The sequence below is a fragment of the Synechococcus sp. H55.2 genome (assembly GCF_047462495.1).
Classification (GTDB): Bacteria; Cyanobacteriota; Cyanobacteriia; order Thermostichales; family Thermostichaceae; genus Thermostichus.
This window is the reverse complement of record NZ_JANSJH010000061.1, coordinates 1-16,230: the sequence shown is the minus strand read 5'-3', so window position 1 is coordinate 16,230 and position 16,230 is coordinate 1. Positions and strand designations below refer to the sequence as shown.

Genomic DNA, 16,230 nt, shown 5'->3' with positions numbered 1-16,230 from the left:
CTCGGTGCCAGGCTCACCTCTGCCCCCCCACCACCCAACGGGGGGGCTAGTCTTTCCATAACTTTAGGGCGCCTGCACAGGTGGCGGGTTGTTGCGCAAGAAGGGCTGTACAGCCAGAAATCCCAGTCCGAAAGAACCAACCACCAAAAGGACTGCGGCGGCCATCCAAAGCACGGGAGATCCCTGGGATCCGTGATGTTGCTCCCGTACCCGCTGGTAGATGCCGCTGGGATGGGAAAAGGAGTCTGCCTCGCCGAGATAGGGATCTGAGCCGACTGGATCTTGCATCAACTCGTCCAGGGAAGGAACCTGATACCCGGTGCGGGGGTTATCTTGGCGCAGGCAGGTGGAAGGTGGAGAGCGGCGGAGAGAGTCCAAGGGGGGCGAGGCAAAGCTATTGGACGAGAAGGAGGAGGTCTCGCTGCGGGCCTGGCGGCGCTTGAGGCGATTCAAAAAATCGTAGCTGGGGGGAGTTTCCGGTTGGCTGGGATCGGCAATCGAACTGTCCTGCTGGAAAGATGCTCCAGAAGCCCCAGTGGCATCAGCAAGCTGTAGGCTGATTTGCTGTAGGCGCTTCAGGGCCTGGCCCAACTGCCCCTGGAACTCTTGGCCGATGGCGGCAATCTCTCCAGACAACTGCTGATGCAAAGCGCGCAGGCGCTGGTTTTCGGAGGAGAGCCGACTCACCTGCTGACGGGCGGCCTCCAACTCTTCGGCCACTTGTTGATATGCTTGCATCGGTACGACTCCTGGCCCCGTCTCTCTTGGGGCAGGGGAGCGAAAGCCGCTGCGAGGCAAACCACCGAGGTTGCCGTTGCGAGTGCCAGAGGGGGTAGAACCCCGAAAATCGTATTGCATAAGTTGGGATTGACTTGAAAAGACAGAGGGCTGAGACACACGGGGGCTCTTTAGGGGTAGTGCTGAACATCGATAGTCTGAGGATGTGCAGCGCTAGGGTTAGTGTGAGCAGCGATTGCTACCCCAAGCATACCGCTAAGCCTTTGCAATGGGCGACCTCTTACAGCAATTTTTCTCACCCATAAGCGCCCTTTTCTCGCTGACCCAGGGGATCGCCTGGGCTTGTTGGCGGCTATCGTTCCTGAGTTACCGAGAAGCGCCGCGAAGTCTCTGGCTTTGGCTACGGGAAGTCTGTCAAGAATATCCCCCCACCAAGTCTGGGGAACTTGGGGATTCGGAATCTGAGGCGGAAGAGTCCCGCAGCAGCCGCTCCAGCTTCTGTCGAAGAGGTGGCTCCAACTGTTCCAGCTCGTTGACGAAGTCTTTTATACCCTGAAACTGGCGGTAGACGGAGGCAAAGCGTACATAGGCCACCTCGCTCAGGTGTTGCAGGCGCTCCAGCACCATCTCGCCGATGCGCAGAGTGGTTACCTCTTGGGCATCTTCCAATTGCAGTTTTTCTTCGATCTCGTTGACCAGCTCTTCCATCTGTCTGACGGTGACGGGGGTTTTTTGGCAGGCGCGCATCACCCCCTGCAGGATCTTGTTGCGATTGAAGCTTTCGCGGGATCCATCCCGTTTGATGACCATGATGGGCATGAACTCGATGCGTTCGTAGGTGGTGAAGCGGTAGCCGCAGGACATGCATTCTCGCCGCCGCCGCACACTCTGGCCGCCTTCTGCCGAACGAGATTCCAAAACCCGGATTTCTTGTTTGCTGCAGCGGGGACATTTCATGGCTGGTGATCCTCGACAAAGCGACAGGTGGAGAGGGGGTGCCTCAATTTTACCGGATACCTTCGGATACCCATTTAGACTCAGACAGATTGCAGCTGAGATGAACTCTGTTCGTTGGGCATAGATGGCCAGGGATCCCACCAGGCGGCGGCTTGCGCCTGGATTTGGGCTTTTAGCTCTGGTTCCATGCGATCCAGATGGGCCAGTACCCATTTCATCCTGCCCAAAGGAGTTAGGAGGGAGTGCTGACGCAACAGGAAGTCCCAGTAAAACGTGTTAAAGGGACAGGCCCGTTCGCCCATCTTTTCGCTGGGATTGTAGCGGCAATGGCGGCAGTAGTCACTCATTTTGCGGATGTACTGGGCGGAGGCCGCGTAGGGTTTGGTGGAGAGCATGCCCCCGTCGGCGAAAAGGCCCATGCCGATGACGTTGGGCTGCATCACCCAGTCATAGCTGTCGATGAACACGTCGTGAAACCACGCTTCCACCGCTTGGGGTTGGATACCGCTGATGAGGGCAAAGTTGCTGAGAACCATCAGTCGCTGGATGTGGTGGGCATAGCCATGGCGGCGAATTTGCCCTAGGGTGTGCCGCAGACAGGCCATGTCGGTTTCGCCCGTCCAAAAAAAGTCCGGCAGGGGGCGGTAGTGGCCAAAGAAGTTCTTCTGGGCATAGCCCTGGGGCATTTGGTATTCGTAGAAGCCGCGCAGGTATTCCCGCCAGCCCAGGATCTGGCGGATGAAGCCTTCCGCCGAAGGGAGAGGGATCCCGCCGCGATGGTAGGCCTGTGCGGCGGCGGCGATGACTTCATGGGGGGTGAGCAGGCCCAAGTTGAGGTAAGGGGACAGCAGGGAGTGGTAGAGGAAGTCCTCGCCGGTTTGCATGGCGTCTTGCCAGGGGCCGAAGTGGGGCAGGCGGTGCCGGATAAAGTCTTCGAGCACTTGCAGGGCTTGGGCACGGGTGACAGCCCAGCCAAATCCCTCTAAAGATCCGAAGTGATGGCCGTAATGGTGCTTGACTTTTGTGATCACGGCCTGGGTGATGGCGTCGGGAGGAAACGTCAGAGGCGGCGGGTAGCGCCGGCCAGGCTGGGGAGGCTGCCGGTTTTCCCGGTCGTAGTTCCAGCGCCCGCCGAGGGGCTGGGAGCCGTCCATGAAGATGCGGAAGCGTTTGCGCCCTTCGCGGTAAAAGTCTTCCAGGAGCAGGCGCTTGCGGCCTGTGGCCCAGTCGATAAATTGGCGAGCTGTCCAGAGGAAGTGGTTGTTTTCCAGGATCAGGAGGGGGCAGGGGAGGGCAGACCGCAGCTTTTCTACCTCATCCCGGACGGGAATATCGGCGGGCTGCATGAGGCGGATTTGCCGCAGTTGCTGTTGCTTGGCCCAGGTTTGCAGGGGCTCGGCATAGCCGTCGGCTTCCACATAGGTGACCGGGTAGCCCCGCTGTTGCAGTTCTTGGGCAAAGTGGCGCATGGCCGACCACACCAGCACCAATTTCTGCTGATGGTGGTTGCGGGAGCTGGCCCAGGTGTGGGATTCGATGAGGATGATGGGAACGCAGCGAGGGGGTAGGGCGGAGAGGGAGGCGAGGGCGGATTGCTGGGGATGGAGTTGATCGGGGAGGATCCAGACGCCTGTGGGGCCAGCGAGTGAAGCGGTCATGGGAAGGCGGGGTAATTTTGTCGATCGCGGGGCCAAGATGTCTCTAGATCTCTGAGGGCAGCCCAAGTTGAGTGTAGCGTTGGGGAGCAGGGCTAAGGTGAGGTGGCGATGGAGAGGGCATCCAGCCGGCTAGCGGGGGAAAGAGGGCGGTTGGGGATCCCTTTTTTCAAGGCCTGGGCCGGGCTGGGGATGGCGGCGCTGCTGCTGCTGGTGATTTGGAATTGGACGGATCCCTTGCCGCCGGCCTGGGATGAGGCGCAGCATCTGCTGCAGGCGCAGGCGTTTGGGCTTCACCTGGGGCGGTTTCGCTGGGAAAAGATCTGGTGGCAGCAGTTGCTCCACCTTAACCAGCGCTACCCGCCTTTGGCCTACTGGCTGGGGATCCCGTTGGCAGCTCTGCATCCGTTCGGCCGTGCTGACGGGCAATTGCTCAATTGGGTGTTGCTGGGGGTTCTGATCCTGGCAACCCAGCGGCTGGGGCGGCGGGTCTATCGCTCTTGGGAAGTGGGCTGGCTGGCGGCGGCGCTGGTACTCCTTTATCCGGGGATCACGGCTTTGGCTCATGTTTACATGCTGGAGCTGCCGCTGGTGGTGGCGGTGACGCTGGCTTTTTGCGCGCTGTGGGCCTATGCGGAGGAGCCGTCCTGGCGGGGGGCGACGGGGGTGGGGGCGGGGGTGGCGGCGGTGCTGCTGACCAAGTGGACAGGGGTGCTGTTTTTGCTGCTGCCTCTGGTGGGGGCTGCAGGTCAGGCTTTCTGGCGCAGCAGAAAAGCGGTGGGGTGGCAAAAAGGGATCCCTGTGGCCCAGATGGGGTTGGGCCTGGCTGTGACGCTGCTGCTGTGTTGGCCTTGGTACGGAGCCAACTGGCTGTTTGTGCTCAGCAATGGGTGGGGCTATGCCAGTACTGCCCACTACTACGTCACCTGTGGGGCTGGATCCCTGTGTTGGTGGACTGCCTACTTGCGCTGGTTGCCCCTGCAGATGAGCCCTTTTTTGTGCCCCTTGCCGCTGCTGACGCTGCTGGGATCCCTGGACCGGCGAGAGGCAGTCCTGTGGGCCGCCTACAGTTCGGGCTATCTTCTCTACACCGTGGTGGATATTAAAGATGTGCGCTTTACCCTACCCCTGTTGCCCCTTTTGGCGGTGTTGTCGGCAGGTGGGATGCAAAAAGCTTATCGGTGGCTGGGGGAGCGCTGGGGCGGGTGGGCTTTGCAAAGGGGAGCCTGCGCGGGGCTGGTTCTGGGCTGCTTGGCCTTGGCCAGCTTGGGTCGGCCCCTCACCCCAGGCGTGGCCCCTCTCTGGAGGGGGATCCCGATGCAGTGGCAGGGGCAGCGCCCCGCCCAGGAGCTGACCCAGTGGATTGAGACGTTGCTCCAGCCGGGTTTAACCACCACCTTGGGCGTTCTTCCCAACACCGAGCTCATTTCTTCGGAAACGCTGACTTACTTGGCGGCTCTCCAGCGCTGGCCGGTCACGTTCCGCGCTGCCGGGCAAACCCCCTGGCCGGAACTGGAGCTATCCTTGCTGGACGGGTTTGTAGATGCTGCGGGGGAACAGGGAATTGTCGGCCCCTACGGCCCGGCCAAGGAGCAGATCCGGCAGCACCTGCGCAGCAGCCCGGACTGGCGACAAGAACCTGGGGTAGAGTTGCCCAGCGTGGGTCGGCTGCAGACTTATTTTCCCCGCCGGCCACGGGTGACGGTGCAGGAGTCGCCTCTTGAAGCTGGGGAGGTGGAGTTGGTGGAGGTTGAGGCGCTGTCGGAGCTGGGGATCCCGGCCTGGCGGCTGCGCTGGCAAGGCCCGGCTCAGGAGTTGGCCCAAACCCTGGCCTGGGCGTGGCTGGAAGATTCCCAAGGGCAGGTGTTGGCCGAGCGCGCCTGGGTGGTGGGGCAGAACCGCCTGCAGCTCAGCTCAACGGGTGTCTGGCTGGTGGAAGAGATCCTGACGCTGCCCACAGCCGACTTCTCGAAGGGGAGCTTTCTCCACCTGGATTGGCAGTTGCCCAATGGGATCCGCCATGCCCTCCACCAGCCCTGGAGAGGATTCCTGTTCAGCTTCCAAAAGGAGGGATCCCTTTTTTTGATGGATCCCTTGTTTCCTCTCCAAGAGGCGGCCAGAGCTGCTGCTGCTGGGGATCTGCAAACTCTCTCCCTTTACCTCAATGCCTGGACAACCCTGCAATACCCGACTTTTCTGACGGATCCCGATCGCACCCTGACACGCCAATTGCTAGAGGGGCAATGGCAACAGGCCGCTGCCCAGGGTCGAGTGAACCGGCAAATCCAAAGCCACTACCAACTGGGCCTCATGTTGGCAGTGCTGCTGCAGCCACAAGCAGCCCAGCGGCATTTTCAACAAATTGTCGAGCTGGATCCCGAGGACCAGTGGGCGCGGGCTTACCTGGCCTTTTTGCGAGTATTTTTTACCCGTGACCTTGAAGGCGTTCCGGAGTTGCAACAAGAGGTTTCGGCTATGGTTCGGCCTCTTTGCCAGAAAGCGGATCCAGACTGGGATTGGAATTGGGTTTGTGCTGATCTTTAGCCACAAAGTCCAAATCCATTTGAGAAACTTGTGAAAGCAGAAAGTCGGCAAAAGCTTTGGCCACCACCGAAAGGCGCTTGGAGCGCAAATAGACCAAATACCAAAACCCCCGAATGGGGAACTCTTCCACATCTAAAATAGCCAGATGATGTTGCCATCCCCCCAAAGCCAACACATGCTGAGACAAAACCGAAATGCCCAGTCCACCAACAATGCCTTGGCGAATGGCTTCGCTGCTGCCTATCTCCATGCGAATATTTAACTTCAAGTTGTGTTTGTCAAAAAGCCGCTCCACCGCCATGCGCGTTCCAGATCCGGGTTCGCGGGCCAAGAAGGGTTCTTGGGCAATGCGCGCCAGAGGGATCCGCTTTTGGCCCACCAGCGGATGATGAATGGGGGCCATAACCACCAAAGAGTTTTCCAGAAAAGGTTGCGCCACCACATCCAAATCTTCCGGCGGCATCCCCATCACGTAGAGATCGTCCATGTTGTGGCCGAGCCGCTCCAAAACCTGCTGGCGGTTGATTACTTTAAGGGCGACGTCGATACCGGGATACTGCTGACAGAATGGCCCCAGAAGACGAGGAATAAAGTATTTGGCGGTGGTGACCACCCCAATGCTCAGCCGTCCCTGTTTTAACCCCTTCAGGTCGGCAAGGGTCATCTCGAATTGATTCAATTGTTCGAAAATTTTGTCGCAGGTTTGGTGTAAAGCTTGCCCCGCTTCGGTGAGATACAGCCGCTTGCCCACCTGCTCAAACAGCGGCAACCCCACGGCTTTGCTCAATTGCTTGATCTGCATGGAAATCGTGGGCTGGGTCAGGTAAAGCTCTTCGGCAGCCCGGGTAAAGCTCAGGTGACGAGCAGCAACCTCGAAGATTTGCAGTTGGTGCAAGGTAATGGCCTTCATGGACAATTAGGAAAAACTAAAGGTTCACTACTAAATCATAAGCCCTGATCTATGCGTTTTGGCGAGATCTCCCCGGGGAAAGGCAAACCCCTGTCCCCCGTCCTTTGACGGAGCTTGAGGTAGGGGAGTGAACTAGGATGGGAAAGCGCGGTTTTGCCGTGTTGGTCGACCCGCTTGTCTTTCAGGTCTGGAGCAGTGTAGATGGCAGTTTACGAGGGCAACTTTGTTCAGACGGCGGATCTGCGTCTGGCGATTGTTATCAGTCGGTTTAACGACTTGATTGCCGGCAAATTGTTGGAGGGGTGCCAGGACGGGCTGAAGCGGCATGGTGTGGATGTCGGCCCGGAGAGCAAGCAGGTGGACTACTACTGGGTGCCGGGCAGCTTTGAGGTGCCTGTGGTAGCCCACCAACTGGCCCAGTCCCGCCGTTACGATGCCATCATCTGCCTGGGGGCAGTAATTCGCGGCCAAACCCCTCACTTCGACTATGTGGCGGCAGAGGTGGCCAAGGGGATCGCGGCAGCGAGTTTTCGCACCGGCGTGCCAGTCATTTTCGGGATCCTCACCGCCGATACTCTGCAGCAGGCGCTGGAGCGGGCCGGGATCAAGAACAACAAAGGCTGGGAATACGCCATGAGTGCCCTGGAGATGGCCACCCTGATGCGCCAAGTGGCTCCCCTCTTGCAAGGGAGCAACAGCGCCGGCAACAATGGAGCGGCCTCCCGTCCCTCTCTGCCCGGTGGAGCAGAGGCGCTGCAGCCGGGGGTAACTTTGGAGAGTGCCGCCTACTGACGGCGGGTTAGACGGGTGAGCACCTCATTGGAACGCTGCACAAAGGCCCGTGCGGCTGCGGGGTCAAAGCTTTTCTGGGTAATCAGCGCCAGATCGTAGATGTGGTTGCAGATAAGGTTGACCAGCTCTGGATCCCGCCCCTCCTCGGCCAGAGCCTGCAGGTTTTGGATCAAGGGGTGGGCGGTGTTGAGCACCAGGGTGTGTTCTTCCAGAAACTCCATGGGCTTTTGTTGCAGGATGGCATTGAGCTCCTGCAGGCGCCGCAGCGCCTCCGGCAGCAGGATCATGGCCGGAACCGACTCAGACTTGAGGGCCTCGGCTTTGATCTGCAGCTTCTCTTTGCCCAAAGCCTGACGGAACAGATCCACCAGCTTTTCGCTGCGGGTTTTTTGTGTGATGGGATCGACGAGATCGGCAGCTTTGTCTTTCTGGATCAGCGTCTCGTCCAGCTCGGAATCCACCCGCTTAAATTGGATCCCTTCTTCCCGATACTCCCGCTCCAGGAAGCTGCTGAAATGGCTGTCGATCCAGCTATCCAGCATGATGACCTCCAGGCCCTGGGAGCGGTGCAGGTCGATGTAGGCGCTCTGGGCTGCTTCGTCGGTGGCGTAGTAAACCCGCTTGTTTTGCTTTTCCCGCGTGCGCTCCAGGTATGCTTTGAGGGTCACGTACTCCGGTTTATCGGCAGGGGATCCGGCCACTCGGAAGATGAGAATGTCTTTAATCTGGGCGAAGAACTTGTCGTTGTTCATCGCCCCAAACTTCATGAAGAGGCTGATATCGGGCCAGACCTTGACATATTTTTCATAGTCTTCTTTGTAAAGCTCGTTGAGGCGATCCGCCACCTTTTTGGCGATGTGATCCCCGATGCGCCTGACGGTGCGATCATTTTGCAGGAAGCTGCGGGAGACGTTGAGGGGAATATCTGGGCTGTCGATGGCACCGCGCAGAGGCAGGAGGAATTTGGGAATGACTTCTTCGCAGTTATCCTGGACAAAAACCTGGTTGCAAAATAGCTTGACCTGGCCCTTGGTGGGATCGATATCCGGGCGCAACTTGGGGAAGTAGAGGATCCCTTGCACGATGAAGGGATAATCCGTGTTGATGTGTACCCAGAAGTGGGGATCCTCTTGGAAGGGATAGAGGTAGCGGTAAAACTCTAGGTAATCCTCATCCTTGAGCTCAGAGGGAGGAATCTTCCAGAGGGGCTTCTGGCGATTGATGACTTCTCCGTTGAGTTTAATAGGGACGGGAATGAAGTCGCAGTATTTGCGCACCAATTCGCGGATGCGGCTTGGCTCCAGATACTCCTCGCTATCCGGGCTGAGGTAAAGGGTGACGGTGGTGCCGATGGCGGAGCGCTGCGAATCGGAAAGGGTAAAAGTTGGGCTGCCGTCGCAAGACCACTGCACAGGCGTGCTGCCGGGCTGATAGGAAAGGGTGTCGATCTCCACCCGCTGCGCCACCATAAAAGAGGAATAGAATCCCAGGCCAAAGTGGCCGATGATCGCCTGTTCTGCCTCTTTGCTTTTGTACTTTTGAAGGAACTCCTCAGCGCTGGAAAAGGCCACCTGGTTGATGTACTTTTTTACCTCTTCGGCAGTCATACCGATGCCGGTGTCGCTGACCGAGAGGGTCTTGGCCTCTTTGTTGAGCGCGATCACGATCTCCGGCTCCGGGGGATCCGCCACTTCGCCGGCCAGTTTGGCCATCTTGAGCTTGGCAATGGCATCGGCAGCATTGGAGATCAGCTCCCGCAAAAAAATCTCCCGATCCGAATAGAGAGACTGCTTGATGATGGGGAAAATGTTCTCGGTGTGGATGGTGATGGATCCCTGTTCCAGCACAGTCATAGATGGCTCGGCACTTCAACAAGCTCAGTGCCAATCTACAGAGGTAGCAAAGGCCCCGACAAGCTGAACTTTTTCCAGAAATCCGCACCCGCAACCGAACCGGCTCTAGAGCTGAGCCCCTCTGGCCGGACTCTGCGCCTGGTCGATATCAAGGGTAAGCTGGTGGGCCCAATCTTGCCCAACGCGAATGGTGATGTCGGAGTTGAGAACGCCGGTGGATTCCACCCGCAGCTCTCCCAGGCCAAGGGCAGCGCGAACCTGCTTGGCTCCTTCCCGATCCCCGCTTTGGGCGAGGATCTCCGTGTGCGGCAACACCTGGGGGCTGTCTTCGACGGCAAAAACCTGGGTATAGCCCTGTCGAACCAGTTCTTGCACCATGCGGCGGGCCATCCCCGGCTTTCCGGTAGCATTTTGCACAGCTATGCGCAGGCGGTGCGGCGAGATGGGAGCTACTTCCGCCTCCAGGCCAAAGTGGGTCACGGCCAGGCGGCGGATCCCGGCCAAATCTGGCAGCCAGTAGCTGGTGGCAAACTCTCCCGGCTGGCTGAAGCGGCCCGGCAACAGCACCAGGTCGATGCGATCGTCCCCAGAGGTGAGGACGAACTTGGCCAAGCTCAGAACCTCTTCCCAGGTGAGGTTGGTCTCCAGGTGGGTGCGGACGACCTGCAAAACCTTCGGGATGCGCGGCCAGACGGCAGGGGAGAGCAGTTCCCGGCTCAGGGCCCGCAGCAGCTCCTGTTGCCGTTGTACCCGACCGATATCTCCCAAGCCCAGGTGGTCGCGGCGGAAGCGGGCAAAGTGATGGGCTTGTTCGCCGTTGAGGCGGTGCCAGCCAGGCTCTAGGTTAATAAACAACTGCTGCGTGTGATCCACATAGTGCATGGGCTCCGGCACATAGACCTCCACACCCCCCACTGCGTCAATCAAAGCTTCCAGGGCCTCGGTATTGAGGCGAACATAGCGGTCAATCGGGATCCCGCCCAGCAAGGTGCTGACCACCTGGGCCACCAGCGCCGGGCCCCCTGCCAAGTTGGCCGCATTGATCTTGGTTACACCAAAGCCAGGCAAGCGCACGCGGGTATCGCGAGGGATGGATAGGACAGTGATCCGCTGCGCCTGTGGATCAAAACGGGCCAAGAGGATGGTGTCGGTGCGGGTGTTGAGACGCTCCCGTTCTGTGGACAAGGGCAGGGTGGGATCCGGGTTGTCGGTGCCGAGGATGAGAATGTGCAAGGAGCGATCCAGAGCGGCAGCCCGCAAAGCATCCGGACGGAAGGCTTCTTGTTCGCTGGGAGTGAGGGAAGTGGGGATCACCGGACGGGGCAACATCACAGCCAAGAAGGCACCGGCAGAGCCCGCCAACACAGCCGTGAATCCCAACAACAGCCAGAGGATCCCCTGGCGAATGGCCTGCTGACGAGCGGCGCGGACACGGTCTGGGCGGGGTGGATAGTGGAAAGAGGACATCAGGTCGGGCCGAGCCTCGCGGGCGCCTGCAGGAAGGGGTGTACTGTTTAGGGGGTGTTGCCAACCCCACCAATTCAAGGTCATGTTACCGCATCCTTATTCTCTAGGACTGTCCATACCCAACTGCAACGAGAGAGCAGCTTCCCCGGCGGGATCCCTGCAGCCGTTACCGGGGAAGTGGGAGGCGCACCTTTGGCTGTGGAGCGTACCCCCGTTGGAGCAGTTGCTTCCCCAGCTCGACATGCTTTCTCCTGGGGAATGCCGGCGGGCAGAGCGTTTACAACTGCCGGCGGATCGGTGCCGCTTTCTGGCCGGTCGTCTTGGGTTGCGCAGCTTGCTCAGCCGCTACAGCGGCATTCCGCCCCGGGCGATCCCCCTCGACCACAGCTCCACCGGCAAGCCCTATTGGCGGGATCCACCCCTACCGCTGCAGTTCAACCTCAGCCACTCCCACGAGTGGATCCTGGTTGGCTTGACGTTGCAGCGTCGAATTGGCGTGGACTTGGAGCGGATCCGACCCGTGCCCCGCTGGCAACGCATTGCCCGACGCTATTTTTCCGCCGCCGAGCAGGCTCGTCTGTTGGCCTGTCCACCGGCAGAGCGGGAGAGGGTTTTCCTGGAGCTGTGGACGCAGAAAGAAGCTCTCCTGAAAGCCATGGGCGTGGGGCTGGCCGGAGCCAGGGCCGGGGCCGGGGATCCCTGCTGGCTGACCCTGCCCCTGCGGGTTGCCGAGGGCTACGTTGCCGCTGTGGCGATGGAACGACTGGAAGTGGGCGGGCCAGTCCCGACGGTGCAGCTCTGCCAAGGCGCAGATCTCTTCACTCCCGCTTGAGCTGCTATCTTGGGTTTTCAGGCCGAGTTTCCATGTTGGGGTTATGTTGCGTGGGTTGCGTTATCTCCTGATATTGAGCCTCTGTCTGGGGATGTCGATCGGCGGGATCCCGCATCCGGCCTGGGCGCGGGATCTGTCGCGGCAAACGCCCCAGGACAAAGCTGTCGAGTTAGGTACTGCCGATAACCAGTTGGTGTTTGTGCCCAAGGAGCTCTTTTTTCGCAACGGCAACCTCTACCGTTTGCACTTGAGCAACCCCAGCCAGTTGAAGCACTATTTCAGCGCCAAAGATTTTGCCGATGCCGTTTGGACTCGCAAGTTGGAAGTGGCCGGTGTGGAAATCAAGGGCCAGATCCGAGAACTGGAGCTGAAGCCAGGTGCGGCAGTGGAGTGGCAGTTTATTCCCCTGAAATCTGGAGTTTATTCTTTGGTCTGTACCATTCCCGGCCACGCCGAAGCGGGCATGATCGGGCAGATTACCATTGGCGACTAGGCTATCTCCTGGGCTAGGGGGGCAAAAGGGGATAGAAAAGAGAAAGACGCTGCCAGGCAAATCGCATGAAAAACCTGCTCAGCCCCATCGTGGAACACTGGACTCGGCGACGCCAGGCAGCCTCTCCTCGCAAGAGCAGGCCCCCCCTGCCGGAGCGGGTTGCCGGCTATGCCCTAGCGCTTCTCTCCCTCACTGCTGTTCACGGGATCCGCTACTACAACGAGCCGCAACTGACCGTCGGCAGCCGCTCCCCGCAAACCTTCCTCGCTCCTGCTGCGGCAGAGATCGAAGATGTGGAGGCTACCCAGGCCCGGCAGGCCGAGGCGCGACGGCGCGTGGTGCAAGCCCTCAAAATCAACAGCACCGCCAACGAGAGCATGCGGCAAAATCTGGAGGCTCTCCTGGCAGCGGTGGAGGCCATCCGACAAGAGGCAGGTTCTCTGCCCTATGTTTCTGTCCAATTGCTATCTCTGCCAACGCAGATCTACCTGCGCCAGCTTGCCCCAGAAGAGTGGGAACTCCTTCAGGCTCGTGTCCGACAAGAGGCCATCCGCACCCGTGCAGCCACTCAATCTCTGTCGGAAGAGGTTGCTGGACGTCTGGAGCCGCTTTTTCCAGAGCAGCGGGCCCGGCAAGAGCTGGTCGAGGTTTGGCAGCGGGCCTGGTTGGATGGGGCGGCCACTCAGACGGCGGCCACGGATCCCTATACCCAGTTAATTGCCCAGGTGGAAGCGGCACAACAGCGCTACCAAGGGGCTCTGGCGGCTCTGGAGCAGCTCACCCTCCCTGTCCCGGCCACGGTTCTCAACTTAACAGAGACTGAGTGGAAGCAGCTCCAGGGACTGAGCCGGCGGGTCTTGGAGCGCCTGCAGAAGATAGGCATTGTGGATGGCCTGCCCCGCGAGGTGCGCGCTGAAGGGATCCAAGCCCAACTGGACGAGCTGGCCTTTCCAGGCAGTGCCGCCCAGCGGCAGGAGCTACAGGCGCTGGTCTATCAGTGGCTGCAGCAGGTGCTTGTTCCCAACGTGGAGGTGGATCCCCAGCGCACCGAGCAGCGCATTCGCGCCGAGCTGGAAAAAGTTGAGCCCGTCCTGATCTCGGTTGCGGAAAACCAGGTGATTGTGCGAGCAGATCAGATCATCACCCCCGAGATCTTTTTGATTTTGGATCACTTTGGTTTTACCCAGCGCAGGATCAACGTCTGGGGCCTGGTGGGGGTGGCTGGCGTCATGGGCTTGGGCTTGGCCATTTTCGTCCCCTTGCAGCAACGCTTGCAGCCGGGATTGCGCCGCCGGGATCGGGTGTTGATCCTGATGGTTTCCCTGACTGCTCCGCTTGTGGCAACTTTGTTCAAGCTGGAGTTCAGCTCCTTGCCGGCGGTGGGGCTGTTGCTGGGCAGTTTTTACGGGGCAGGGCTGGGCCTGGTGGTGGTGGTGGGCCAGGCGTTACTTTTGCCGTTGGTCTCCTCTGCCAATCTGCTCACCTTCGCACCCTTGCTTTCCGGCAGTGTGGTGGCCTGCGCCCTGGCCGGGCGCTCCCGCTCTCGGGAAGAGTTGGCCTTGTTGGGAGGAGGGGCGGCGGCGGTGCAGATGCTCACCTATGCGGCTGTTAGCTTGACCACAACTGGCGGCATCGACCTATTGGCGATGGCCTTGGGGGGAGGGATCACGCTGGGGTGGAGCATTGTGGCGCTGGGAGCCAGCCCCTACCTGGAGCGCTTGTTCGACCTGGCCACCCCCATTCGCCTCATCGAGTTGAGCAACCCCAACCGCACCCTGCTGCGACGGCTGGCGGCAGAAGCCCCCGGCACCTTCCAGCACACCCTGTTTGTAGCCACCTTGGCGGAACGAGCTGCCCAGAAGCTGAACCTTAACGTGGAGCTGGTGCGCACCGGCACCCTCTACCACGACATCGGCAAAATGCTGCAGGCCCGCTACTTCATCGAAAACCAGATGGGCGGCCTCAACCCTCATACGCAACTGGACGATCCCTATCGCAGCGCCCAGATCATCAAGGCCCACGTCAGCGATGGGCTGCGCCTAGCCAAGCAATACAATCTGCCCACCGCTGTCCAAGCTTTTATCCCTGAGCACCAGGGGACGATCCTGATTGCTTACTTTTACCATCAAGCCCAGATGAAAGCCGGGGATCAGTCGGTGCCCGAGGAGCTGTTCCGCTACGATGGCCCCATCCCCCAGAGCAAGGAGACAGGGGTGGTAATGCTTGCCGATGCTTGTGAGGCGGCCCTGCGCAGCATGACCCTGAGCGACGGCTTTGGCCCTGAGGTGGTTGAGCGGGCCAAGGCTGTTGTCCGCAAAATTGCCCAGGCCCGTTGGCAGGATGGCCAACTGGTCGATAGCGGCCTGACGCTTCAGGATTTGGAGGTGGTGGCAGACGCTTTTGTAGAGGTGTGGCGGGAATCCAACCACGAGCGCATCCCCTATCCCAGCGTCACCCCTGCCCCCTCGCTGCCGGAGCCTGACCAGGCACAAATGCCGATGTCGATGCCCCCGCCCACCGGCTCCTCTCAGCCGAGCGCACCCTTGCGAATCGCTGGGTAGGTAGAGAAAGGTCTAGTCCTGAAGCTGATCCATCGGTAGGATAAGGGATTAATTGCGGATCAAGTCAAGACGGCCCAGAGTTGGGATCCCCTGCCATTGTTTTTTGGATGGCCTCCTGTTCGCGTCAGCGGGACAGAGTCTTTATGCCCCATGTAGCTCCTGCTTCATCTACCCATCCCAAAGCTTCTGGAGTTCCCATTCAGATCCCATCTCTATCCCACCCCAGCCCTGTTCAACTTTCGTTGGTCATTCCCACCTACAACGAAGCTTCCAGCATTGGCAGCTTGATTCGCCAGTTGTGCGCCCACCTCGACGCGATTCTACCCGGAGCCTATGAGCTGATCGTGGTGGATGACAACAGCCCAGATTACACTGCCAAGTTGGCCCAGGAATTGCAAGAGGAGTTTCCCCAACTCAAAGTTATCTGCCGCCAGGGGGAACGGGGCTTGGCCACAGCCGTATTGCGGGGATGGCAAGCTGCTCGCGGCGAGGTGCTGGGGGTGATGGATGGGGATCTGCAGCATCCGCCGGAGATCGTCCTCAAACTGTGGCCGCTCATGCAGAGAGGGGCAGATTTGGTGGTGGGCAGCCGCTACGTGGAGTCGGGGGGGGTGAGCCACTGGAACTTGGGCCGGCGCCTCGTCTCTCGGGGAGCTCAAGCAATCGGGCTGGTTTTGCTGCCAGGGGTTTTCAGGCGGGTGTCGGATCCTCTCAGCGGGTTGTTCCTCCTCAGACGCCAGGCTATTGCCGGGATCCCGCTCAGCCCCAAGGGTTACAAACTGCTGATCGAGGTGCTGGCACGGGGCCGGGTGACAACCATTGCTGAAGTCGGCTACATCTTTCAGGAGCGCCAAAACGGCGAGAGCAAAATTCAACTGCAAACCTGTCTTCAGTATCTCCACCATCTCATCCACCTGCGCTTCTCGCTAGGACAGGTGGGATCCTTTTTGCGCTTCAGCACAGTCGGCCTGTCAGGCACTGTGGTGGACATGGTTTTGCTCTATTTGTTACACGATCCGGACAACTTAGGATGGGATCTCATCACGAGTAAGCTGATCGCTTCGGAAGTGGCCATTCTCAATAACTTCCTGTGGAACGATCTGTGGACATTTCGCCATGTTACCCGATTGCAGCCGGGTCTCTTGAATCGCCTGAAGCGGCTGGTAAAGTTTAATGTCATCTGCTTGATCGGCTTGTTTCTTAACTCTTCACTGGTGATCTTGCTAAGCGAGCGCTTGGGCATTCATTATCTGTTGGCCAACCTAATTGCGATCGGCATTGTTGTATTCTGGAACTTCTACCTCAACTCCAAGCTGAGCTGGAAAAGTGCAGAGGTTAAGCTGGATCCCAGGGGCGACAAGTCTTGAACGTCTGTTTATTTCAGACACTCCTGAAGCGCTCACGCGACCACCCCCGGCCCCTCTCCCT

General features: G+C 59.5%; 12 protein-coding genes. 6 read left to right on the top strand and 6 right to left on the bottom strand.

The window, feature by feature from the left end; translation table 11 throughout:
• Positions 1 to 63: 63 nt before the first annotated feature.
• From NW844_RS08445 to NW844_RS08435, 3 genes are all read right to left on the bottom strand, one after another.
• Entirely contained in the window at positions 64 to 738 is a 675-nt protein-coding gene (locus NW844_RS08445; protein WP_414334945.1) for a WXG100 family type VII secretion target, read from the bottom strand.
• Between the two features lie 414 nt (positions 739 to 1,152).
• The gene (gene nrdR / locus NW844_RS08440; RefSeq protein ID WP_414334944.1) at positions 1,153 to 1,695 is read right to left on the bottom strand and encodes a transcriptional regulator NrdR; all 543 of its coding nucleotides are present in this window, start codon (positions 1,693 to 1,695) and stop codon (positions 1,153 to 1,155) included.
• 80 nt (positions 1,696 to 1,775) lie between these two features.
• On the bottom strand, positions 1,776 to 3,353 hold the full coding sequence (locus tag NW844_RS08435; RefSeq protein WP_414334943.1) for a cryptochrome/photolyase family protein: 1,578 nt from the start codon (positions 3,351 to 3,353) through the stop codon (positions 1,776 to 1,778).
• Positions 3,354 to 3,461: 108 nt separating this feature from the next.
• Between NW844_RS08435 and NW844_RS08430 the strand changes: the two genes are divergently transcribed.
• Positions 3,462 to 5,894, top strand: coding sequence for a phospholipid carrier-dependent glycosyltransferase (locus NW844_RS08430; protein WP_414334942.1), 2,433 nt, complete (start codon positions 3,462 to 3,464; stop codon positions 5,892 to 5,894).
• Here the strand turns inward: NW844_RS08430 and NW844_RS08425 are convergent.
• Positions 5,824 to 6,804 carry a LysR substrate-binding domain-containing protein gene (locus NW844_RS08425; RefSeq protein ID WP_414334941.1) on the bottom strand — a complete coding sequence of 327 codons (981 nt, stop codon included), beginning with the start codon at positions 6,802 to 6,804 and terminating at the stop codon, positions 5,824 to 5,826. The two genes, NW844_RS08430 and NW844_RS08425, sit on opposite strands and share 71 nt — an antisense overlap.
• 201 nt (positions 6,805 to 7,005) lie before the next feature.
• Between NW844_RS08425 and ribH the strand changes: the two genes are divergently transcribed.
• Complete coding sequence (gene ribH, locus NW844_RS08420; protein ID WP_414334940.1) at positions 7,006 to 7,596, top strand: 6,7-dimethyl-8-ribityllumazine synthase; 591 nt, start codon at positions 7,006 to 7,008, stop codon at positions 7,594 to 7,596.
• Here ribH and htpG read toward each other — a convergent pair.
• Together htpG and NW844_RS08410 are read right to left on the bottom strand one after the other, a co-directional pair.
• Positions 7,590 to 9,449 carry a molecular chaperone HtpG gene (gene htpG, locus NW844_RS08415; protein ID WP_414334939.1) on the bottom strand — a complete coding sequence of 620 codons (1,860 nt, stop codon included), beginning with the start codon at positions 9,447 to 9,449 and terminating at the stop codon, positions 7,590 to 7,592. The two genes, ribH and htpG, sit on opposite strands and share 7 nt — an antisense overlap.
• Before the next feature lie 105 nt (positions 9,450 to 9,554).
• Complete coding sequence (locus NW844_RS08410; RefSeq protein WP_414334938.1) at positions 9,555 to 11,000, bottom strand: LCP family protein; 1,446 nt, start codon at positions 10,998 to 11,000, stop codon at positions 9,555 to 9,557.
• A 130-nt stretch (positions 11,001 to 11,130) separates the two neighbouring features.
• On the opposite strand from NW844_RS08410, the gene NW844_RS08405 reads away from it, so the two are divergent.
• The 4 genes from NW844_RS08405 (at position 11,131) to NW844_RS08390 (ending at position 16,169) form a co-directional block, all read left to right on the top strand.
• Positions 11,131 to 11,748 carry a 4'-phosphopantetheinyl transferase family protein gene (locus NW844_RS08405; RefSeq protein ID WP_414334937.1) on the top strand — a complete coding sequence of 206 codons (618 nt, stop codon included), beginning with the start codon at positions 11,131 to 11,133 and terminating at the stop codon, positions 11,746 to 11,748.
• 91 nt (positions 11,749 to 11,839) lie between these two features.
• Positions 11,840 to 12,241, top strand: a complete 402-nt coding sequence (locus NW844_RS08400; RefSeq protein ID WP_414334936.1) for a plastocyanin/azurin family copper-binding protein — start codon at positions 11,840 to 11,842, stop codon at positions 12,239 to 12,241.
• A 65-nt stretch (positions 12,242 to 12,306) separates the two neighbouring features.
• On the top strand, positions 12,307 to 14,802 hold the full coding sequence (locus NW844_RS08395) for an HD family phosphohydrolase (RefSeq protein ID WP_414334935.1): 2,496 nt from the start codon (positions 12,307 to 12,309) through the stop codon (positions 14,800 to 14,802).
• Between the two features lie 143 nt (positions 14,803 to 14,945).
• Entirely contained in the window at positions 14,946 to 16,169 is a 1,224-nt protein-coding gene (locus NW844_RS08390; protein WP_414334934.1) for a glycosyltransferase, read from the top strand.
• Positions 16,170 to 16,230: the final 61 nt, after the last annotated feature.